The organism is Cedecea neteri (genome assembly GCF_000757825.1).
GTDB classification, from domain to species: Bacteria; Pseudomonadota; Gammaproteobacteria; order Enterobacterales; family Enterobacteriaceae; genus Cedecea; species Cedecea selenatireducens.
Genome location: NZ_CP009451.1, coordinates 3,956,791 through 3,975,776 on the forward strand (window position 1 = coordinate 3,956,791; position 18,986 = coordinate 3,975,776).

Sequence of the window (18,986 nt, forward strand, 5' to 3'; positions counted from 1 at the left end):
AGCATATATCAAATACTGGCATTACTGTTGCAGTTCTTTCTCAGTGAACAGATCGGCAAACAAAGCAGTACTCAAATAGCGCTCCCCGGAGGACGGAAGGATAACCACAATATTCTTGTTGGTAAAGGCTTCGTCTTCCTGAAGTTTCAGCGCAGCGGCAACGGCGGCGCCGGAAGAAATACCGGCCAGAATACCTTCTTCGTCCATCAGGCGGCGAGCGGTAGAAATAGCATCGTCATTGCTGATGGTAACGACTTTATCGATAAGCTTAAGGTCCAGGTTACCGGGGATAAAACCCGCGCCGATACCCTGTATTTTGTGTGGGCCCGGCTTCAGCTCTTCACCGGCCAGCGCCTGAGTAATCACCGGAGAATCCGTTGGCTCTACCGCCACGCTAATCAGCGAGGTTTTGCCTTTGGTGTTTTTGATGTAGCGGCTGACGCCGGTCAGCGTACCGCCGGTACCTACACCTGCAATAAACATGTCCACTTCACCATCGGTATCTTCCCAGATTTCCGGGCCGGTGGTTTTTTCATGAATTTCTGGGTTAGCCGGGTTGCTGAACTGCTGCAGCAGCAGGTATTTAGCCGGATCGCTGGCCACGATTTCCTCGGCCTTCTGGATAGCGCCCTTCATGCCTTTCGCGCCTTCCGTCAGCACCAGGTTTGCGCCCAGGGCTTTTAGCAATTTGCGGCGCTCAATGCTCATGGTTTCCGGCATGGTTAGCGTCAGTTTATAACCACGCGCTGCCGCGACGTAGGCCAGAGCGATACCGGTGTTGCCACTGGTCGGTTCAACTAACTCCACGCCTGGTTTCAGCACGCCGCGTTTTTCGGCATCCCAAATCATGTTGGCGCCAATACGGCATTTAACGCTAAAGCTTGGGTTACGGGACTCCACCTTAGCCAGAATGCGTCCGTTGCCGATACGGTTCAGGCGAACCAGCGGCGTGTGGCCGATTGTCAGGGAGTTGTCTTCATAAATTTTGCTCATGGCTCGTCCTTAACTGTCTGAATTTTGGGATACCGGTCCAGCATACCCGCTCAGGAAATATGCGGAAGTAAGGAAATAGCATATCTATAGGTGGAAGGGGAATAAGCCAATGCAACATGGAATAAGCAATGGCATAAGCGGCTTCCCCTTCCGAAGGGTGGTTATTTCCACATGGCGTGTTTTGCCCGGTAGCAGTCCACCCACATTGCCGTCGCGCCGCATACGGCAACCGGCATGATAAAAAGATTCAGGACAGGGATCAGGGTGAACAGGCTTACCAGCGCGCCAAACTGCATGTTGACGACCTTTTTCTCGCGAAGCGCCACCCGCATTTGCTTAAACGGTACCTTGTGGTTATCGAACGGGTAATCGCAATACTGGATGACCAGCATCCAGGCGCTGAACAGGAACCACAGCACCGGGGCGACGGTCTGGCCGATACCTGGGATAAAGTAGAGCAGCAGCAGGACTATCGCGCGCGGCAAATACCACGCCAGCTTTTGCCATTCACGCTTCATGATGCGCGGCAGATCCTTCATGATGCCCAGCACGCCCGTATCCGGCGGCGTTGCGCCCGTAAGTCTGGCTTCAAGCTGCTCCGCCAGCAACCCGCTAAACGGGGCGGCGATGATGTTTGCGATAGTCGAAAAGAAGTAACCAAATACCAGCAGCACGGAGAGCGTTACCAGCGGCCAGAGCACGTAGCTTAACCACTGCATCCAGCCCGGCACGTGGCTCATCATGGCCGGGATCCAGACATCAAGCCGGGTAAATAACCACCAGAAAGCGCCGCCCATCAAAATAATATTGACCAGCAGCGGCAGCAGCACGAAGCGCTTGATGCCGGGTTCGCGGACCAGTTTCCAGCCCTGGGAAAAATAATAAACGCCACTGCGCGGTGCGGCTCCGGAAGATGAAACCATAATCTGTGCAGACTCCTTATAAGGTCGATGCAGTTAGCTGCGTGGCTATCATAACTGACTGCATTCAGAAAAACTCACCAGGAATTGTTCGAAAAAACAGCGAAAAGGTGCCTTTGAGCTATCTTTATGGTGAGAAAACCGTGCTCGCACTTGCACTTGGGCAGATGGGCAAATACTCTTAGTGAGTAAATGTTTGCCGCGGTGGCAAGGTGTTAGAACAACAGAGAATATAATGATGCAGGATTTGCGTCTGATATTAATCATTGTTGGCGCAATCGCCATAATAGCCTTACTGGTACACGGTCTGTGGACCAGTCGTAAGGAACGCTCTTCCGTGTTCCGCGATCGCCCATTGAAACGTATGAAGTCGAAGCGTGACGATTACGAAGAAGAGGACGATGAAGAAGAGGAAGGCGTCGGTGAGGTGCGAGTGCGTCGTACTGCCCCTGCGCCGGAGTCCGTCTCGCGCGAAGCAAGTGCGCCGCGTCAGCCTCAGGCACCTCAGCACAACTACGAGCCGCCGTACGCGTCAGCAGAACCTCGTCCTGCTGCACCGCCACGTCAGCCTGAGCCTGTTGCTCCGCGCCACGTTGAACCCGCTCCTCAATACGTTGAACCTGTGCGCCCTGTAGCGCCTCCGGTACCTGCTCCGGCTGCACCTGTGCCTGAACAGCCTGTTGTGCCAGTTCAGCCTGCGCCACAGCCGTTCACCGCTGAACCTGAGCCAACGCCAGAACCTGTTGTTGCCGAACCGGCACCTCAGCCTGCACCGGTGAAGAAAGAGACGGTGATCGTGATGAACGTGGCCGCCCACGCCGGGACTATGCTCAACGGCGAGCTGTTGTTAAACAGCATTCAGCAGGCTGGATTCAAATTTGGTGAGATGAATATCTTCCATCGCCACCTTAGCCCGGACGGCAGCGGCCCGGTTCTGTTTAGCCTTGCGAACATGGTCAAACCAGGCTCTTTTGACCCTGAGAACATGGCTGATTTCGCCACCCCAGGCGTGACCATCTTTATGCAGGTTCCGTCCTACGGTGATGCAGTGCAAAACTTTAAGCTGATGCTGCAGTCTGCGCAGCACATCGCCGATGAAGTCGGCGGCGTGGTGATGGACGATCAGCGTCGCATGATGACTCCGCAAAAGCTGCGCGAGTATCAGGACAGGATCCGCGAGGTTCTTGAAGCCAACGGCTGAACCCTGGCCTGAATCTTCCTCCTGAACCCCCGCCTGTCGGGGGTTTTTTATCATTGATGGTGCGATATGGACTCAATCGAACAACAACTCAACCACCTGCGAACCACGCTTCGCCATCATGAATATCTGTACCATGTGCAGGATAATCCCGAAATTCCGGATGCCGAATACGACAGGCTGATGCGCGAACTGCGCGAGCTTGAAGAGGCTCATCCGGAGCTGATTACCCAGGATTCCCCGACCCAGCGCGTCGGCGCGGCGCCGCTCAGTGAGTTTACCCAGGTACGTCACGAAGTTCCGATGCTGTCGCTGGATAACGTCTTCGACGAAGCAAGCTACCTGGCGTTTAACAAGCGCGTGCAGGACAGGCTGAAAAGCACCGATGCCCTGACGTTTTGCTGTGAGCTGAAGCTCGACGGGCTGGCGGTAAGCCTGCTGTATGAGGACGGTGTTCTGGTGCGGGCCGCAACGCGTGGCGACGGCACTACAGGCGAAAATATTACCGCAAACGTTCGTACCATCCGCGCGATCCCTCTCAAGCTGACGGGAGAGAATATTCCTCGCCGTGTCGAGGTCCGCGGCGAAGTGTTTCTGCCGCAGGCCGGGTTTGAGAAAATTAACGAAGAAGCTCGCCGCACCGGTGGGAAAGTCTTTGCCAACCCGCGCAATGCCGCTGCCGGTTCCTTGCGCCAGCTGGATCCGCGAATCACCGCTAAACGCCCGCTGACCTTCTTCTGCTACGGCGTAGGCCTGCTGGAAGGCGGTGAGCTTCCGGCAAGCCACATGGCTCGTTTACAGCAGTTTAAAGCCTGGGGCTTACCGGTCAGCGACCGCATCCGTCTGTGCAGTACGCCTGAAGAAGTGCTGGCGTTTTACCATCAGGTAGAGGCCGATCGCCCCACGCTGGGCTTTGATATTGACGGCGTGGTCATCAAAGTTGACTCGCTTGCGCTGCAGGAAACGCTGGGCTTTGTGGCGAGAGCACCTCGCTGGGCCGTGGCCTTTAAATTCCCTGCACAGGAACAGATGACCACCGTGCGTGACGTGGAATTCCAGGTAGGGCGTACCGGCGCGATTACGCCGGTGGCTCGTCTGGAGCCGGTGCAGGTTGCCGGGGTGCTGGTCAGCAACGCCACGCTGCACAACGCAGATGAAATCGAGCGGCTTGGCCTGCGCATTGGTGACAGGGTTGTTATCCGCCGCGCTGGCGACGTTATTCCGCAGGTTGTGGGCGTGGTTGAGTCAGAACGTCCTGAAGATACTCAGGAAATCATTTTCCCAACGCACTGCCCTGTCTGTGGCTCAGACGTTGAGCGCGTAGAAGGCGAAGCGGTGACGCGCTGTACCGGCGGCCTTATCTGCGGTGCTCAGCGTAAAGAAGCCCTCAAGCACTTTGTTTCTCGCCGGGCGCTGGACGTTGACGGCATGGGCGACAAAATCATCGATCAGCTGGTGGAAAAAGAGTACGTCCACACGCCTGCCGACCTGTTTAAGCTGACGGCGGGCAAGCTGACCGGGCTGGATCGCATGGGGCCTAAGTCCGCGCAGAATACGGTGGATGCACTGGAAAAAGCCAAAGAAACGACCTTTGCACGCTTCCTGTATGCCTTAGGCATTCGTGAAGTCGGGGAGGCTACCGCCGCAGGGCTGGCTGCGCATTTTGGCACCCTGGATGCACTGGCGGCGGCCAGCATCGACGATCTGCAAAAAGTGCCGGACGTCGGCATTGTGGTCGCCACGCACACCTTTAACTTCTTTGCGGAGGAGAGTAACCGGGAGGTTATTCGTCAGCTGAGAGAAGAGGCGGGCGTTCGCTGGCCGGATCCCGTGGTGGTCAAAGCCGAAGAGATTGATAGCCCGTTTGCCGGAAAAACCGTAGTGCTGACCGGTTCGCTGAGCATTCTCTCCCGTGATGAAGCCAAAGACAGGCTGACGGCGCTGGGGGCAAAAGTGGCGGGCAGCGTGTCGAAAAAAACTGACCTGGTTATCGCCGGTGAAGCGGCCGGTTCCAAGCTTGTCAAGGCGCAGGAGCTGGGCATTCAGGTTATCGACGAAGCGGAAATGATTCGTCTGTTGGGTGACTAAATGGACAAAGAACAGCTCATTGAGATAGCCAATACGGCAATGCCGTTTGGCAAATACAAAGGCCGGATGCTGATTGATGTACCGGAAGAGTATCTGCTGTGGTTTTCCCGCAAAGGGGAGTTTCCGCAGGGCCATCTCGGTGAGTTAATGGCCCTGACGCTGCTTATCAAAGTTGAAGGGCTGGACAACCTGGTCCGGCCCCTCAAGCGGCACTAGGTTCTGACGGCTGCAGTCTGCTTTTCACCGGCTGCAGCCGCTTTTCTTTGGTAACGTCGGGCCATACCGGCGCACACCATCAGCTGGATCTGGTGGAAAATCATTAGCGGCAGCACCATCATTCCCACGGCGGCAACCGGAAACAGAATGTTGGCCATCGGAATACCGTTCGCCAGGCTCTTTTTCGATCCACAAAACACGATGGTAATCTCATCCGCTTTGCTAAAGCCAAAGCGCCGCGCGACAAAAATATTCACCGTCATCACAATCGCCAGCAGCACGATGCTGGAGACGACGATAAACAGCAGCGAACCCGCCCCGACCTTATGCCAGATACCGTGCGTGACGGCTTCACTAAAGGCCGAATAGACCACCAGAAGAATTGATGTCTGGTCGGTTTTGCCGATCCATTTCTTGTTCTTCGCCACCCATGCGCCAATCCACGGCCGCATCAGATGCCCGGCCACAAACGGCACCAGCAGCTGCAGCATAATGCTGCCCACCTGGTGCAGGCTGCCGCTTGCGCCCTGAACGTGCATCACCAGGCCGACCAGCAAAGGCGAGAGGAAAATACCCAGCAGGCTAGACGCAGAGGCGGAGCAAATAGCCGCTGCCACATTGCCCCCGGCAATGGAGGTAAAAGCAATGGCCGACTGCACCGTGGCGGGCAAAATGCACAGGTAGAGGAAGCCGCTGTACAGCTCAGGGCTGACGTTGACCGGCTTCCACCAGCTAAACAGCACGCCAAGTACCGGGAACAGAACGAACGTGCTGCACATTACCCACAGATGCAGCCGCCAGTGGCTGCTGCCGGAAATCACCGCCTCGCGGGAAAGTTTGGCGCCGTGCATAAAAAACAGCAGGGCGATAGCGGCCGTGGTCAGCCCCTCAAAGAAACCCACAAAGCTTCCCTCCGCCGGGAAGAAAGAGGCCAGCAGCACGGTACAAACCAGCGTTAAGGTAAAAGGGTCGACAATTCGCAACATTTTCATAGCCATTCCTCAAAGGTGAATGGCGCTATTGTGTTTCCGCTGGTTTCAGAAATAAAATTGATTTATTGAATGCATTGATGAAGAAATTAGATGAATTATTCCCTGCGTCAGCTCCGCGTGTTTGTCGCCGTAGCCCATGCCGGCAGCTTTAGCCGGGCAGGGGAAAGCATTGGCCTCAGCCAGTCCGCCGTGAGCCACACCCTGAAGGAGCTGGAGGCCGAGCTAGGGGTTAAGCTGCTCGATCGCACGACACGGGAAGTGGTGTTAACGCCGGCGGGCGAGCAGCTGGCTCCGCGTCTGGAGCGCTTGCTGGAGGAGTTAACCACCACGCTGCTAGACGCTCGCGTGGTGGGGCATCAGCTTAGCGGCACGGTCCGCGTGGCCGCCAGCCAGACGTTATCCGCCCACCTTATGCCGCAGTCTATTGCCGCCAGCGCAGAGGCCTACCCGAATATTCGTTTTGTTCTTCATGACGCCTCCCAGCAGTGGGTGCTGCAGAGCATTCGTCAGGGTGAGGTTGATTTTGGCGTGGTTATCGATCCCGTGCAGGCGAGCGATTTGGAGTGTGAAACAGTGCTGTCTGAACCTTTTCTCCTGCTGTGCCGCAGCGATCATCCTTTTGCAAAAAGTGAGCGGGTGGAATGGCAGGCGCTGCAGGGGCAAAACATGGTGCTGCAGGATTATGCTTCCGGCAGCCGCCCGTTGATTGATGAGGCTTTTATCCGCCAGGGGATAGCGGTGAATGTTGTCCAGCAAATCGGCCACCCGACCACGCTTTACCCGATGGTCGAAGCCGGTATTGGCTTAAGCGTTTTGCCTGCGCTGGCGTTGCCGCTGCCCCAGGGAAGGCCGCTGATGGTTAAGCGATTAACGCCGGTGGTAAACCGACAGCTGATGCTGGTCAGGCGGAAAAATCGTTCGCTTTCACGGGCGGCGGAAGCTATCTGGCAGGAAGTGCGGGAGCAGGCCAGGCTGTTAACCCTGGCCCGTAGGGGCGATCCGCTATTTATTGACGACTAGATATAAATATCAATCTGGTGGTCGTCGGAAGGTTTATTCACGCCGGTCGCTTTTATTTGCTGCTGTTCTTGTTTCTGCTGGGCTTCTTCAGCCTGTTTGCGCTGGAGCTGGGCCAGCTGGGCCTGCAGCATTTTGATCTCGGCCTGAAGGATCTCGACTTGTTTTTTCTTCTCTGCGGCAGGGCGATCCGCAGTGCTGGAAACTTCTTTCAGTTTTTCAGTCAACTGAGATATTTTTTTGCTGATTTGGGCAATCTGCGCTGCCGTGCTTTTGTCCGAGCTACCGGATGCAGAGGAAGAGCCAGTGGCCGTGCCGGTCGTTAATTGACCGCCCTGAAGCGCATTGCTGGATATTGTAGTCATCATAACTCCTTTGATGGAATGGTAAGGGAGTTATCGGCCCGGCAACGGGGAAGTTGATGATTTTTTACGAAGGGGTTTTAAGGTATTGCAGATAGCAAAAAGGCGCCTTTAGGGCGCCTTTCTACATTGGTGGGAGGATTGTGCAGGATACACTCGTCTCATCCTGAGACTCGCCCTTCGGGCCGTCGCCGCAAACGGCTCCGCTGTCTCACTGCGTTCGACTCGAACCTGCAGCAGGTTCTCATCCTGCCGAATTACTCATAGCAAAAAGGCGCCTTTAGGGCGCCTTTCTACATTGGTGGGAGGATTGTGCAGGATACACTCGTCTCATCCTGAGACTCGCCCTTCGGGTCACCGCAAGCGGTGATGCAAAATTGTTCCCGACAATTTTGTCGAACCTGCAGCAGGTTCTCATCCTGCCGAATTACTCATAGCAAAAAGGCGCCTTTAGGGCGCCTTTCTACATTGGTGGGTCGTGCAGGATTCGAACCTGCGACCAATTGATTAAAAGTCAACTGCTCTACCAACTGAGCTAACGACCCGATGGTGGGTGATGACGGGCTCGAACCGCCGACCCCCTCCGTGTAAAGGAGGTGCTCTACCAACTGAGCTAATCACCCAAACTTCGGTACTGCTAATTCTGTAAGAGGAGATGGTGGGTGATGACGGGCTCGAACCGCCGACCCCCTCCGTGTAAAGGAGATGCTCTACCAACTGAGCTAATCACCCATCTCTAAATCTCTTACTGTACATTCCGGGTCACTCTTAAAGAGTGGTGGGTGATGACGGGCTCGAACCGCCGACCCCCTCCGTGTAAAGGAGATGCTCTACCAACTGAGCTAATCACCCCCGGTTTGTGGAGTCGCATTATAGGGACAGTTGAAAATGAGTCAACGCCTTTTCTAAAGTTTTTGTTCGTTCGTCTTAAAATTAAACGATGCGATCAAGAAACATGCATTGGCGTTTGATTTATCATCAAATTCTTCGCTTTCCTGCTATCTACAGGCATCAACATTGAGGAATTAGCGCACAGTGATAGAATGTTGCCTGTTAATTTTCCCTGGCAATTGCCGCTTTGCCGGCAAATATGTGTAACTAAGGCCGTTTAATGAAAATCAAAACTCGCTTTGCGCCAAGCCCAACAGGCTATCTGCACGTTGGCGGTGCCCGTACTGCTCTCTATTCCTGGCTTTTTGCTCGTCATAACAAAGGCGAGTTCGTGCTGCGTATAGAAGACACCGACCTCGAGCGTTCTACCCCGGAAGCCATTGAAGCCATCATGGACGGGATGAACTGGCTGAGCCTGCAGTGGGATGAGGGCCCGTACTATCAGACCAAGCGTTTTGATCGTTACAACCAGGCTATCGACGAAATGCTGGCGGCGGGGACGGCGTATAAATGCTATTGCTCTAAAGAACGCCTTGAGGCGCTGCGCGAGGAGCAAATGGCTAATAACGAGAAGCCTCGTTATGACGGCCTCTGCCGCCACAGCCACGAGCATCATGCCGATGACGAACCGTGCGTCGTGCGTTTTGCCAACCCGCAGGAAGGCTCCGTTATCTTTGACGACCAGATTCGTGGCCCGATCGAATTCAGCAACCAGGAACTGGACGATCTGATCATCCGCCGTACCGACGGATCTCCAACCTATAACTTCTGTGTGGTCGTGGACGACTGGGATATGGAGATCACCCATGTTATCCGTGGTGAAGACCATATCAACAACACGCCGCGCCAGATCAACATCCTGAAAGCGCTGAACGCGCCGGTTCCGCTTTATGCGCACGTTTCCATGATCAACGGCGACGACGGCAAAAAGCTTTCCAAGCGACACGGGGCGGTAAGCGTCATGCAGTACCGCGACGACGGCTACCTGCCGGAAGCGCTGCTGAACTATCTGGTGCGTCTGGGCTGGTCTCACGGCGACCAGGAGATCTTCACGCGTGAAGAGATGATTGAGATGTTCAGCCTGAACGCGGTAAGCAAGTCAGCCAGCGCCTTCAATACTGAAAAGCTGCAGTGGCTGAACCACCACTACATTAATACGCTGGAGCCAGAGTACGTGGCGACCCACCTGCAGTGGCACATCGAGCAGGAAAATATTGATACCCGCAATGGCCCGCAGCTGTCAGAGCTGGTGAAGCTGCTGGGTGAGCGTTGCAAAACCCTGAAAGAAATGGCGCAGACCTGCCGCTACTTCTACGAAGACTTCAGCGAGTTTGACGCCGATGCGGCGAAGAAACACCTGCGCCCGGTTGCGCGTCAGCCGCTGGAAGTGGTGCGTGACAAGCTGGCAGCGCTGAGCGACTGGACGGCAGAAAACGTTCACCATGCTATTCAGGCGACGGCCGATGAACTGGAAGTCGGGATGGGCAAAGTCGGCATGCCGCTGCGCGTGGCCGTGACCGGGGCTGGGCAGTCTCCTGGCCTGGATGTGACCGTGCATGCGATTGGCAAGCAGCGCTCCGTGGCGCGCATCAATAAAGCGCTCGATTTCATCAGCGAGCGTGAAGCGCAGCAGTAAGCATTCATAGAATGTAAAAAGCCGGTGCTGAGTCACCGGCTTTTTTTATTTATTCTTTTGAATTCCGAGGCGTTTGAGCAGACCTTCACTTCCTTCACGCTCAAGGATCGCGGTCATTTTATGCTGTTCATCTTCGGATAAGGTACGCAGGGCGTTCAGCATCAGCTGTTCCAGCGGTGTTCGAAGGACGCGATAAGAGGCTACTCTGTCGCTCATATAGCGGGTGTTGTAGATAAACGTTTTCACCTGCTCGGAGATATAAATGAACCTTGCTTTACCTCCCGGTACGCCTTTTTTTTTACAGGTTTCCCAGTTATGTTTCAGTATCCACTTATTGATCGTCTGGCGGGTGTAACCCGTCATCTCCGCCAGTTCAGCGGCGGTCATTTTTTCCTTGAACATATGCATTCCTTTACTTTCCCTAACGCCGGCAGGAAATAACAGGCGTAATTACTCGTTATCGCTAATGCCCAGACGTTTAAGTAAACCTGCAATCCCGTCGCGCAGCAGCATCGCGGACATCTTTTGTTGCTCGCTGTCGGACATTTGCTGCACCGAGTTCACCAGCAGATTTTCAAGCGAGGCATCGGCAGCGTTATAGCGCGCGGGATTCTCCGTCACTCGTCGGGTGCTGTTAATAAACTCCCGGACTTGCTCATCAATGTGAATCAGCCGCGCTTTGCCTCCCTGAATGCCGGGTTTAGGTGAGGTCTCCCAGTTTTCTTTGCGAACCCACTTGTTAATGGTCTGGCGGCTGTAGCCGGTAATAACGGCTAATTCTTCAGGTGTCATTCTTTCCTTGAGCACAGTGATTCCTTTTCATTGCGGCCGAAAGGGCTTTATTAGTGGTTCATTTTATTGAACTGCCTAACGTGAAACTGTGACAGAATTAACTACAACGGGATGTTATGCAACCTGGAATTGCCTGATGCGATGGCTTTTTAGGCGATTGATCGCGGAAGAACAAATTGCCGTTGACACGCTATGTGGGGTTTCATATTATGCCGCCCGTCAACACGACAAGGTCTTTACGGTTTGGGGCTATAGCTCAGCTGGGAGAGCGCTTGCATGGCATGCAAGAGGTCAGCGGTTCGATCCCGCTTAGCTCCACCAATCTTCACCAGCAGATTGGTACCGTAAAATCAGCACCTGTCCGTTGGGGCTATAGCTCAGCTGGGAGAGCGCTTGCATGGCATGCAAGAGGTCAGCGGTTCGATCCCGCTTAGCTCCACCAAAATTTGAAACCCTCGCTTCGGCGGGGGTTTTTGTTTTTGTCTCTTCAGACACGCCTCCCCAAACGCCCGTCCGGTAAAAAACGCTCCCTTTAGGTCTGCTTGTTCTATTCTTTCTGCTGTAAGGTAAGATTTTGTTTTTGAGCATTTCAGAAACTTGATTCGCTCAATAAATAAACGTACTCTTGCCGGCGAAAAAATAATATTTCAGCAACTACATAAAGTTAACACAATGGCCTATGATTATTTACAAGACGATAAGAAAAATAGCGATTGCCCTGACGTTGTGTTTACTCCTCATTCCCTTTTCTCGTTATATTTCACCGACAACGTTTGTTGACGGGCATAAAACCTATCTCGCCTATCTGCCGTTAAGCTTTATTATGGCAATGATTATTATTTACGGGCGACAGGCGATTTTGCCGCTGGCAGCAGGGTCGCTGATTATTTATACCTGGCTTCTTGATTTACCGCCGTTTCCTCTCGTTGTATTTATTTTCTGTCTGTTATTCCCTTTGCTTATTGCCAGTCTGATTACCCATTACTATTCGGGCCGCCGCTGGCGCTTTGGCTTACCCAATAAGGGGATGGGGCCGCGCATTTTCTGGCTTGGGTTTGTCGCGCCGTTTACCATCAAGCTGCTGATGTATCTCTCGGGCAATGTCGTTGAGTACCCGCCTGAGCTTGCGCCGTTCTTCGGCGGCGGCTCGGTTATCTACATGATTGTCGATGTGCTGAACCTGGTCGTGGCTTCATTGATTTTCACACCGCTGTTCTATTACCCGCTGCGTATGTTGCTGAACCCGCATTTTGCCGTAGGCTTCTGGCGGCGCTGCGTAAGGCATTACAGGCGGGATAAGCACCGCTTTTATACGGCGTGCTGGCTGGCGGCCTGGGTACTGTACCTGCTGCTGATGTGCTCGCCGTGGCATAGTGAGCTGATTTCCGGCTACCTGGTTCCCGTTGTATTTGTGCTGTTTACCCTTGGTATTCGTCGCCTGGGCGGCAGGTTATCTTCTCTGCTGTGGGGCATTTCGGCATGGGTCTTGCTGACCTATAACACCGGCTTTTTACAAGGCGTGAATACGCAATACTCGCTGTCATTTATTCTTTCGGTCTTTATCTCCTTTACCGTCTGCCTGCTGTACATGGCCGCCTCCTACCATAAAAATGAATGGATGAAGCGCATTTATCATTTGCAGGCGCAGACCGATCCTTTAACCACATTACCTAATTTACGCGCGCTTGAAGAGCATATTGGCCTTTATCCTACGGGCGCACTTTGCTGCCTGAGAATGGCTAATTTTGAGTTTCTTAGCCGACATTACGGCATGATGATGCGCATATACTGTAAAAAAACCATCGCCAGAGAATTACAGCCGTGGCTGCTTGAGGGCGAGAAAATATTCCAGCTTCCCGGCAGTGAGTTACTTTTATTTTTACGCGGCGGGGAAACTGAAGCACGGTTAACCTATTTCGTTGAGCAATTGAATAATAAGAAAATCCCGTGGAATAACACCTCGCTTGAAATTGAATACGGGGCTTCCTGGGGGATTGTGGATTCACCGGAGGAGCTGCAGCGTACGCTGGGGCAATTAAGTTATCTGGCCGAAAAAGCCAGCGACGTGCAGCGTGTGCTTGGCCTGGACTCAAGGCTGGAGGCGGTGTCGGGGCAAACCACCGAGCGCGTCTTGCTGCTGCAAAAGATTAAGCGGGCGATAGACGAAGAGGCGTTTCAGCTTTATGCGCAGCCTATTGTGAACCGCGAAGGGAAGGGCTATCACGAAATCCTCAGCCGTCTGGTGATTGACGGCCAGAACATCACGCCGGATAAATTTATTCCTGTCATTGCCGAGTTCAACCTCAGTACACGCTTTGACATGATGGTCATGAAGATGCTTCTGGCCTGGCTTGCGAAGCACCCCGACGATACCCACCAGATTCGATTCTCGGTCAATCTGATGCCGCTCACGCTCATGCAAAAAGAGATTGCCCAGCAGATTGTTGCTCAGTTTAAAGCTTATAAAGTGCCCACCAGCGCGGTGGTCATTGAAGTCACGGAGGAACAGGCGTTCTCTAACTCGGAAACGTCTAACCAAAATATTGCCCTGCTGCGCGAGAAAGGCTTTAAGATTGCTATCGATGATTTTGGGACAGGCTACGCTAACTATGAGCGCCTGAAGAAGCTGCAGGCAGATATCATCAAGATTGATGGATGTTTTGTTCGCGACATTACCACCGACGTGATGGATAAACTCATCGTGAAGTCCATTTGCAAACTGGCGGCGGCTAAACCGCTGGCCGTCGTGGCGGAGTATGTCGAAACGCAAGAGCAGCGCGAAATCCTGCTGCAGCTTGGCGTCCAGTTCCTGCAGGGCTATCTGGTGGGGAAACCCGAACCTCTGCAGCATTTGAAGCCCTGACGCTCTCCTTTGCGCCCTAAAAAGGAATCACCGTGAGCACGTCGTTGATGAGCTATTTCCATCTGCCGATGGTCAAGACACTACGCATAACCCATGTGTGCTTTTTGTCGCTGTTTCTGCTGATAACATTCATGTTCTGGCAGCAGGGCGAGCTGTTTAACCACGGGTATCGCACCAGCCAGCTCAGCCATCTTGAAAGCGTTATCGCCAGGCTTGAAAGCAAATCTCAATATCAGATGGACAACCTGCGCTACCTGCGACGTATGTTTATTGAAACGCTGCATGAGCCTCAGTTCACGCCGCTGTCGCAGCTTGCTGCCCGGGCCAGCAACAAAGAGACGCTGTCGCCGCTGCGTATTCAAAGCTTAGCCATCCCCGATAGCGTTCGGCCCTTTAAAAATCAGACTGAAGAAGAGAGAGCAAGCTTAACGCGGCGCGAATACCAGGCGCTGCGCGACATTCAGGATCTCTTCCCGCTGGCCGGTGGGAGCAACCGGCTGTCCTCCAGCATTTATTACATGTCGCGCTCCGGCGCTTTTATTGCTTCCCTGTCGCCAGATGTGAACAAACTGCTTATCCAAAGCGCTAACCCGAGGGAAATACAGGGCTCGTTTGTGCTGGGTTCACCGATGCTTAATCCCCGGCGGGAGCCTTTCTGGACGCGGCAAAACATCGCTGATACGGGTAAAACGCTGATTAACGGCTCGCTCCCCGTTGATTTTGACGATCGGTGGATTGGGCTGTTTGGCATTGCCGTCACCACGGATACGATGCGGCTGTTTCTCTCCAGCGCTTTACCAGAAGACACCCACAGCACCTATCTGCTTTTTGATAAAAAGATGAACCCGTTAACACGCCCGGTTGGCTCGCAAAATGGCTATCAGCTCAGCGAAAAACAGCGGCTGGCTATTCTTGCAAAACTGACCGGTGAGTCTCGGGGAACATTACGCTTTGGCTACGCCTACGCCACCTTCGGTAAAGTGACCGGGACGGGAGCCATTCTGGTGAGTATCCAGACCGTCAGGCAGGGACTGCATGAGGACTTTGGGCGCTTCAGCATCCTGCTGATGCTGATGTGGCTGACCGTCATTCTTATCCTGCTTGGCTCGCACCGTATGATCTGCCGGCTGATTCGTAATATGGGGCAGCTGCAGCAGGAAATGCACCGACATGCGCTCCATGACGACCTGACCGGAGTCCTTAACCGGCGTGGGTTCTTTGAGACGACCGGACGCATAAGCCCGCAGTATGTGGATTACTCCCTGATTCAGCTGGATCTCGATCACTTCAAAAAGGTGAATGACCGCTTTGGGCACCAGGTCGGGGACCGCGTGCTGATTCACGCCACGCGCTGTATTCAGCAGGCAATTCGTAGCCAGGACATCGTCGGGCGTATCGGCGGCGAGGAGTTTTGTCTCTACCTGCCTGATACCGACCTGCATGCGGCTATTGCCGTCGCCCAGCGGGTACGCAAGATGCTGGTGAACACGCCGCTGAAGCTTGAGGATGAATCCACGCTGCTGGTGACGGCTTCGCTGGGCGTTGCTTCCCATGAAGAGGCGCCGGACGGCGCGCTGGAGCAGATACAGAGCCAGGCCGATATTCGGCTTTATCTGGCTAAGCAGCAGGGGCGTAACAGAGTGTGCTGGGGCGCAGAGGTAGCCGCCGAATCGCGGGCATAAAAAAACCGGTGCATGGCACCGGTTTCTTCATACGCAAAAATTAGATAACCAGCGCGGCGATGGACGCGGACAGGATACTTACCAGCGTAGAACCGTAAACCAGCTTCAGGCCGAAGCGGGAAACCACGTTACCTTGCTCTTCGTTCAGGCCTTTAATCGCGCCCGCGATGATGCCGATAGAAGAGAAGTTAGCGAAGGAAACCAGGAACACGGACAGGATACCTTCCGCACGTGGAGACAGGGAGCCAGCAATCTTCTGCAGATCCATCATGGCAACGAATTCGTTAGAAACCAGTTTGGTCGCCATGATACTACCGACCTGCAGCGCTTCGCCGGACGGCACGCCCATCACCCATGCAACCGGGTAGAAGATGTAGCCCAGAATGCCCTGGAAGGAGATGCCCAGCACGGCCGCGAACAGCGCGTTCAGGCCAGAAATCAGCGCGATGAAGCCAATCAGCATAGCGGCAACGATAATCGCCACTTTGAAACCTGCCAGAATGTACTCGCCGAGCATTTCGAAGAAGCTTTGACCTTCGTGCAGGTTAGACATCTGCAGGTCTTCTTCTTTCTCATCCACGCGGTACGGGTTGATAAGCGACAGCACGATAAAGGTACTGAACATGTTCAGCACCAGCGCGGCAACCACGTATTTTGGCTGTAGCATGGTCATGTACGCGCCCACGATTGACATGGACACGGTAGACATCGCGGTTGCCGCCATGGTGTACATGCGGTTGCGCGACATCTTGCCGAGAATATCCTTATAGGCGATGAAGTTTTCTGACTGTCCCAGAATCAGCGAGCTTACGGCGTTAAAGGATTCCAGCTTACCCATACCGTTGACTTTAGAAAGCACGGTACCGATGGCGCGAATAACAATCGGCAGAATGCGGATATGCTGCAGAATACCGATCAGCGCAGAAATGAACACGATTGGGCACAGCACCTTCAGGAAGAAGAACGCCAGGCCTTCGTCGTTCATTTTGCCGAAGACAAAGTTTGTCCCTTCGTTAGCGAAGCCGAGCAGTTTCTCGAACATCTCGGAGAAACCTTTTACGAAGCCCAGGCCGACGTCTGAGGTCAGGAAGAACCAGGCCAGTAAAACTTCGATCACTAACAGTTGAATGACAAAGCGAATACGAATTTGCTTGCGGTTAGGGCTGACCAGCAGAGCCAGCAGCGCGACCACAGCAAGCGCTAAAACAAAGTGCAAAACGCGGGACATATTTGCTCCAAATATGAGGCAGGTTTAATTTCGTTGCACATTCTATGTAACAAGCAATAAGAAAACGAGATCAATTCCACACTATAGTGATGAGCTGTGACGGAACGCAAAAATAGTGATCCACCATACATTTCTGCTATGTTAAGTAAAGAAGCTAAAAGTTACGTTAGGATAACTGGCTAACAGCTTACACGTTGGTTGAATGTTAATCCGTTAACCGGCATCCAGAATCGCCATCTCACGCCTCCTGCCTATCGTTTTCAGCTATCAGAGAAATCAATTTCCCCGCATTAAATGAACTTGATAATCATTCTCACTTTGATAGCATGAAACATAGCAAAGGCTATATCTCAGAGGCAGAAGATGACAAGCAGTCGCATTGACAGCAACACCGGGCGTACCGCGCGCAAGCTGCGGCTGGCGCTGATGGGGCCAGCGTTTATCGCCGCTATCGGCTACATCGATCCCGGTAACTTCGCGACCAATATTCAGGCCGGGGCGAGCTATGGCTACCAGCTGCTGTGGGTGGTGGTGTGGGCCAACCTGATGGCGGCGCTGATTCAGGTGCTTTCCGCCAAGCTGGGGATTGCCACCGGCAAAAACCTCGCGGAGCAAATCCGCGACCATTATCCGCGTCCTCTGGTGTGGATTTACTGGGTGCAGGCGGAAATCATTGCGATGGCGACGGATCTCGCCGAGTTTATCGGGGCGGCCATCGGCTTTAAGCTGATCCTTGGCGTTTCGCTCTTGCAGGGCGCGGTGCTGACCGGGATCGCAACCTTCCTGATCCTGATGCTGCAAAGCCGGGGGCAAAAGCCGCTGGAAAAAGTGATCGGCGGGCTGCTGCTGTTTGTGGCCGCGGCCTACATCGTTGAGCTGATATTCTCCCAGCCGAAGTTTGCGGAGCTGGGCAAAGGAATGCTGATCCCAAGCCTGCCAACGTCTGAGGCGGTTTATCTTGCCGCCGGCGTGCTCGGGGCGACTATCATGCCGCACGTGATTTACCTGCACTCTTCGCTGACCCAGCACCTGCATGCGGGCAACCGGGCAGAGCGCTATTCCGCGACCAAATGGGACGTGGCGATAGCCATGACGATTGCCGGCTTCGTCAACCTGGCGATGATGGCGACCGCCGCAGCGGCGTTTCACTTCACCGGGCACACCGGCGTTGCCGAGCTGGAAGACGCCTATAAAACGCTGGAGCCACTGCTGAGCCATTCGGCGGCCACGATTTTCGGCCTTAGCCTGGTTGCGGCAGGTCTGTCATCAACGGTCGTCGGGACGCTCGCCGGGCAGGTCGTCATGCAGGGCTTTGTGCGCTTCTATATCCCGCTGTGGGTACGCCGGGCTATTACCATGGCGCCGTCTTTCGTGGTCATCATGATGGGGCTCGATCCTACCCGTATTCTGGTCATGAGCCAGGTTCTGCTGAGCTTCGGGATTGCCCTGGCGCTGGTGCCGCTGCTGATTTTTACCAGCGACAAAAAGCTGATGGGTGACCTGGTTAACGTTCGCTGGGTGAAGCTTGTCGGCTGGGCGATTGTGGCGGTGGTGGTGGCGCTGAACCTGTGGTTGATTTTCGGCACGTTATTTGGCAATTAATCTTGCCGGGTAAAGCGGATAAAATGAAAAGGGCTGGATAATCCAGCCCTTTTTTATCAGTGGCGGTGGCCGTGGCCGTGGCCTCTGCCACGGTGGTCGTCTCGATCTCTCCAGCCTTCGCGATAGCCGCGTTCGTAGCTGTTGCGACCGCGATCCCAGCCTTTGTTCCAGCCACGGTGGTGATGCCAGCCGCGATCGCGCCATTCATAGTTTCGGTGCCAGTAGTCGCGGTCCCGCCATCTGCCGCCGTCCCAGTAGTTGCCGCGATAATCCCTGTCGCCAATCTGTAACTTAACCGACGGCAGCAGGGTAATTTCACCCGCGTTAGCCACCATCGGCGCCGCGGCCAGTAAGGCAAGGGCAAGCATTAATGACCTGAACATACTTTCTCTCCCTGGTTCTCAGAGCCGTGTTGCGGCTTGTTAACACAATATTACAAACCGACAAACAGTCCGATGAACTACACAATTCCTAAATCACCAATGGCAGCACTTTTTGCACAAGCC

At 54.1% G+C, this 18,986-nt stretch carries 16 protein-coding genes, 6 tRNA genes and 1 other RNA gene; 10 read left to right on the forward strand and 13 right to left on the reverse strand.

Annotated elements, in window-relative coordinates; translation table 11 throughout:
* Positions 1–21 precede the first annotated feature (21 nt).
* Complete coding sequence (cysK, locus tag JT31_RS18290; RefSeq protein WP_038480429.1) at positions 22–993, reverse strand: cysteine synthase A; 972 nt, start codon at positions 991–993, stop codon at positions 22–24.
* Positions 994–1,154: 161 nt separating this feature from the next.
* Entirely contained in the window at positions 1,155–1,916 is a 762-nt protein-coding gene (cysZ, locus tag JT31_RS18295; RefSeq protein WP_038480432.1) for a sulfate transporter CysZ, read from the reverse strand.
* A gap of 232 nt (positions 1,917–2,148) precedes the next feature.
* Here cysZ and zipA point away from each other — a divergent pair, with 232 nt between their 5' ends.
* From zipA to JT31_RS18310, 3 genes are all read left to right on the forward strand, one after another.
* A complete protein-coding gene (gene zipA / locus JT31_RS18300; protein ID WP_038480435.1) occupies positions 2,149–3,114 on the forward strand; it encodes a cell division protein ZipA in 966 nt (321 codons plus the stop codon).
* Between the two features lie 66 nt (positions 3,115–3,180).
* On the forward strand, positions 3,181–5,199 hold the full coding sequence (ligA, locus tag JT31_RS18305; protein ID WP_038480438.1) for an NAD-dependent DNA ligase LigA: 2,019 nt from the start codon (positions 3,181–3,183) through the stop codon (positions 5,197–5,199).
* Positions 5,200–5,415 carry a DUF3820 family protein gene (locus JT31_RS18310; protein WP_038480441.1) on the forward strand — a complete coding sequence of 72 codons (216 nt, stop codon included), beginning with the start codon at positions 5,200–5,202 and terminating at the stop codon, positions 5,413–5,415. It begins immediately after the preceding gene.
* Here JT31_RS18310 and JT31_RS18315 read toward each other — a convergent pair.
* Positions 5,412–6,407, reverse strand: a complete 996-nt coding sequence (locus JT31_RS18315) for a bile acid:sodium symporter family protein (protein WP_038480444.1) — start codon at positions 6,405–6,407, stop codon at positions 5,412–5,414. The genes JT31_RS18310 and JT31_RS18315 overlap by 4 nt on opposite strands.
* Before the next feature lie 90 nt (positions 6,408–6,497).
* Between JT31_RS18315 and JT31_RS18320 the strand changes: the two genes are divergently transcribed.
* On the forward strand, positions 6,498–7,427 hold the full coding sequence (locus JT31_RS18320; protein ID WP_038480447.1) for a LysR family transcriptional regulator: 930 nt from the start codon (positions 6,498–6,500) through the stop codon (positions 7,425–7,427).
* On the opposite strand, the gene JT31_RS18325 is transcribed toward JT31_RS18320, so the two are convergent.
* The 6 genes from JT31_RS18325 to JT31_RS18345 form a co-directional block, all read right to left on the reverse strand.
* Positions 7,424–7,789 carry a FlxA-like family protein gene (locus JT31_RS18325; protein ID WP_038480450.1) on the reverse strand — a complete coding sequence of 122 codons (366 nt, stop codon included), beginning with the start codon at positions 7,787–7,789 and terminating at the stop codon, positions 7,424–7,426. The genes JT31_RS18320 and JT31_RS18325 overlap by 4 nt on opposite strands.
* A gap of 131 nt (positions 7,790–7,920) precedes the next feature.
* Positions 7,921–8,054, reverse strand: a non-coding RNA gene (locus JT31_RS23295) — RtT sRNA.
* Between the two features lie 201 nt (positions 8,055–8,255).
* Positions 8,256–8,331: transfer RNA gene (locus JT31_RS18330), tRNA-Lys, on the reverse strand.
* A gap of 2 nt (positions 8,332–8,333) precedes the next feature.
* A tRNA-Val gene (locus JT31_RS18335) sits at positions 8,334–8,409 on the reverse strand.
* Positions 8,410–8,442: 33 nt separating this feature from the next.
* A tRNA-Val gene (locus JT31_RS18340) sits at positions 8,443–8,518 on the reverse strand.
* A gap of 44 nt (positions 8,519–8,562) precedes the next feature.
* Positions 8,563–8,638, reverse strand: a tRNA-Val gene (locus JT31_RS18345).
* A gap of 259 nt (positions 8,639–8,897) precedes the next feature.
* On the opposite strand from JT31_RS18345, the gene gltX reads away from it, so the two are divergent.
* Positions 8,898–10,313, forward strand: a complete 1,416-nt coding sequence (gltX, locus tag JT31_RS18350) for a glutamate--tRNA ligase (RefSeq protein WP_038480453.1) — start codon at positions 8,898–8,900, stop codon at positions 10,311–10,313.
* Positions 10,314–10,358: 45 nt separating this feature from the next.
* On the opposite strand, the gene JT31_RS18355 is transcribed toward gltX, so the two are convergent.
* Entirely contained in the window at positions 10,359–10,715 is a 357-nt protein-coding gene (locus JT31_RS18355) for a YfeC-like transcriptional regulator (RefSeq protein WP_038480456.1), read from the reverse strand.
* Between the two features lie 48 nt (positions 10,716–10,763).
* A complete protein-coding gene (locus tag JT31_RS18360) occupies positions 10,764–11,120 on the reverse strand; it encodes a YfeC-like transcriptional regulator (RefSeq protein ID WP_038480459.1) in 357 nt (118 codons plus the stop codon).
* A gap of 230 nt (positions 11,121–11,350) precedes the next feature.
* Here JT31_RS18360 and JT31_RS18365 point away from each other — a divergent pair.
* The 4 genes from JT31_RS18365 to JT31_RS18380 all read left to right on the forward strand — a co-directional run bounded on the left by JT31_RS18365 (position 11,351) and on the right by JT31_RS18380 (position 15,650).
* Positions 11,351–11,426, forward strand: a tRNA-Ala gene (locus tag JT31_RS18365).
* Between the two features lie 45 nt (positions 11,427–11,471).
* A tRNA-Ala gene (locus tag JT31_RS18370) sits at positions 11,472–11,547 on the forward strand.
* A 237-nt stretch (positions 11,548–11,784) separates the two neighbouring features.
* On the forward strand, positions 11,785–13,968 hold the full coding sequence (locus tag JT31_RS18375) for an EAL domain-containing protein (RefSeq protein WP_038480462.1): 2,184 nt from the start codon (positions 11,785–11,787) through the stop codon (positions 13,966–13,968).
* A 32-nt stretch (positions 13,969–14,000) separates the two neighbouring features.
* The gene (locus JT31_RS18380) at positions 14,001–15,650 is read left to right on the forward strand and encodes a diguanylate cyclase (RefSeq protein ID WP_081948199.1); all 1,650 of its coding nucleotides are present in this window, start codon (positions 14,001–14,003) and stop codon (positions 15,648–15,650) included.
* Between the two features lie 40 nt (positions 15,651–15,690).
* Here the strand turns inward: JT31_RS18380 and JT31_RS18385 are convergent, their stop codons facing one another.
* Positions 15,691–16,878 carry a NupC/NupG family nucleoside CNT transporter gene (locus tag JT31_RS18385; protein ID WP_038480468.1) on the reverse strand — a complete coding sequence of 396 codons (1,188 nt, stop codon included), beginning with the start codon at positions 16,876–16,878 and terminating at the stop codon, positions 15,691–15,693.
* A 345-nt stretch (positions 16,879–17,223) separates the two neighbouring features.
* Between JT31_RS18385 and JT31_RS18390 the strand changes: the two genes are divergently transcribed.
* Positions 17,224–18,480 (forward strand): Nramp family divalent metal transporter, encoded by a 1,257-nt coding sequence (locus tag JT31_RS18390; RefSeq protein ID WP_326979646.1) that lies wholly within the window; start codon positions 17,224–17,226, stop codon positions 18,478–18,480.
* Between the two features lie 56 nt (positions 18,481–18,536).
* Here JT31_RS18390 and JT31_RS18395 read toward each other — a convergent pair whose 3' ends face one another.
* The gene (locus JT31_RS18395; RefSeq protein ID WP_038480475.1) at positions 18,537–18,863 is read right to left on the reverse strand and encodes a DUF2502 domain-containing protein; all 327 of its coding nucleotides are present in this window, start codon (positions 18,861–18,863) and stop codon (positions 18,537–18,539) included.
* Positions 18,864–18,986 lie beyond the last annotated feature (123 nt).

Excerpts from the sequence above, each read along its gene's own strand:
- cysK (WP_038480429.1), bottom strand. The coding sequence starts at position 993 with ATGAGCAAAATTTATGAAGACAACTCCCTGACAATCGGCCACACGCCG.
- cysZ (WP_038480432.1), bottom strand. The coding sequence starts at position 1,916 with ATGGTTTCATCTTCCGGAGCCGCACCGCGCAGTGGCGTTTATTATTTT.
- zipA (WP_038480435.1), top strand. The coding sequence starts at position 2,149 with ATGATGCAGGATTTGCGTCTGATATTAATCATTGTTGGCGCAATCGCC.
- ligA (WP_038480438.1), top strand. The coding sequence starts at position 3,181 with ATGGACTCAATCGAACAACAACTCAACCACCTGCGAACCACGCTTCGC.
- JT31_RS18310 (WP_038480441.1), top strand. The coding sequence starts at position 5,200 with ATGGACAAAGAACAGCTCATTGAGATAGCCAATACGGCAATGCCGTTT.
- JT31_RS18315 (WP_038480444.1), bottom strand. The coding sequence starts at position 6,407 with ATGAAAATGTTGCGAATTGTCGACCCTTTTACCTTAACGCTGGTTTGT.
- JT31_RS18320 (WP_038480447.1), top strand. The coding sequence starts at position 6,498 with ATGAATTATTCCCTGCGTCAGCTCCGCGTGTTTGTCGCCGTAGCCCAT.
- JT31_RS18325 (WP_038480450.1), bottom strand. The coding sequence starts at position 7,789 with ATGACTACAATATCCAGCAATGCGCTTCAGGGCGGTCAATTAACGACC.
- gltX (WP_038480453.1), top strand. The coding sequence starts at position 8,898 with ATGAAAATCAAAACTCGCTTTGCGCCAAGCCCAACAGGCTATCTGCAC.
- JT31_RS18355 (WP_038480456.1), bottom strand. The coding sequence starts at position 10,715 with ATGTTCAAGGAAAAAATGACCGCCGCTGAACTGGCGGAGATGACGGGT.
- JT31_RS18375 (WP_038480462.1), top strand. The coding sequence starts at position 11,785 with ATGATTATTTACAAGACGATAAGAAAAATAGCGATTGCCCTGACGTTG.
- JT31_RS18385 (WP_038480468.1), bottom strand. The coding sequence starts at position 16,878 with ATGTCCCGCGTTTTGCACTTTGTTTTAGCGCTTGCTGTGGTCGCGCTG.
- JT31_RS18395 (WP_038480475.1), bottom strand. The coding sequence starts at position 18,863 with ATGTTCAGGTCATTAATGCTTGCCCTTGCCTTACTGGCCGCGGCGCCG.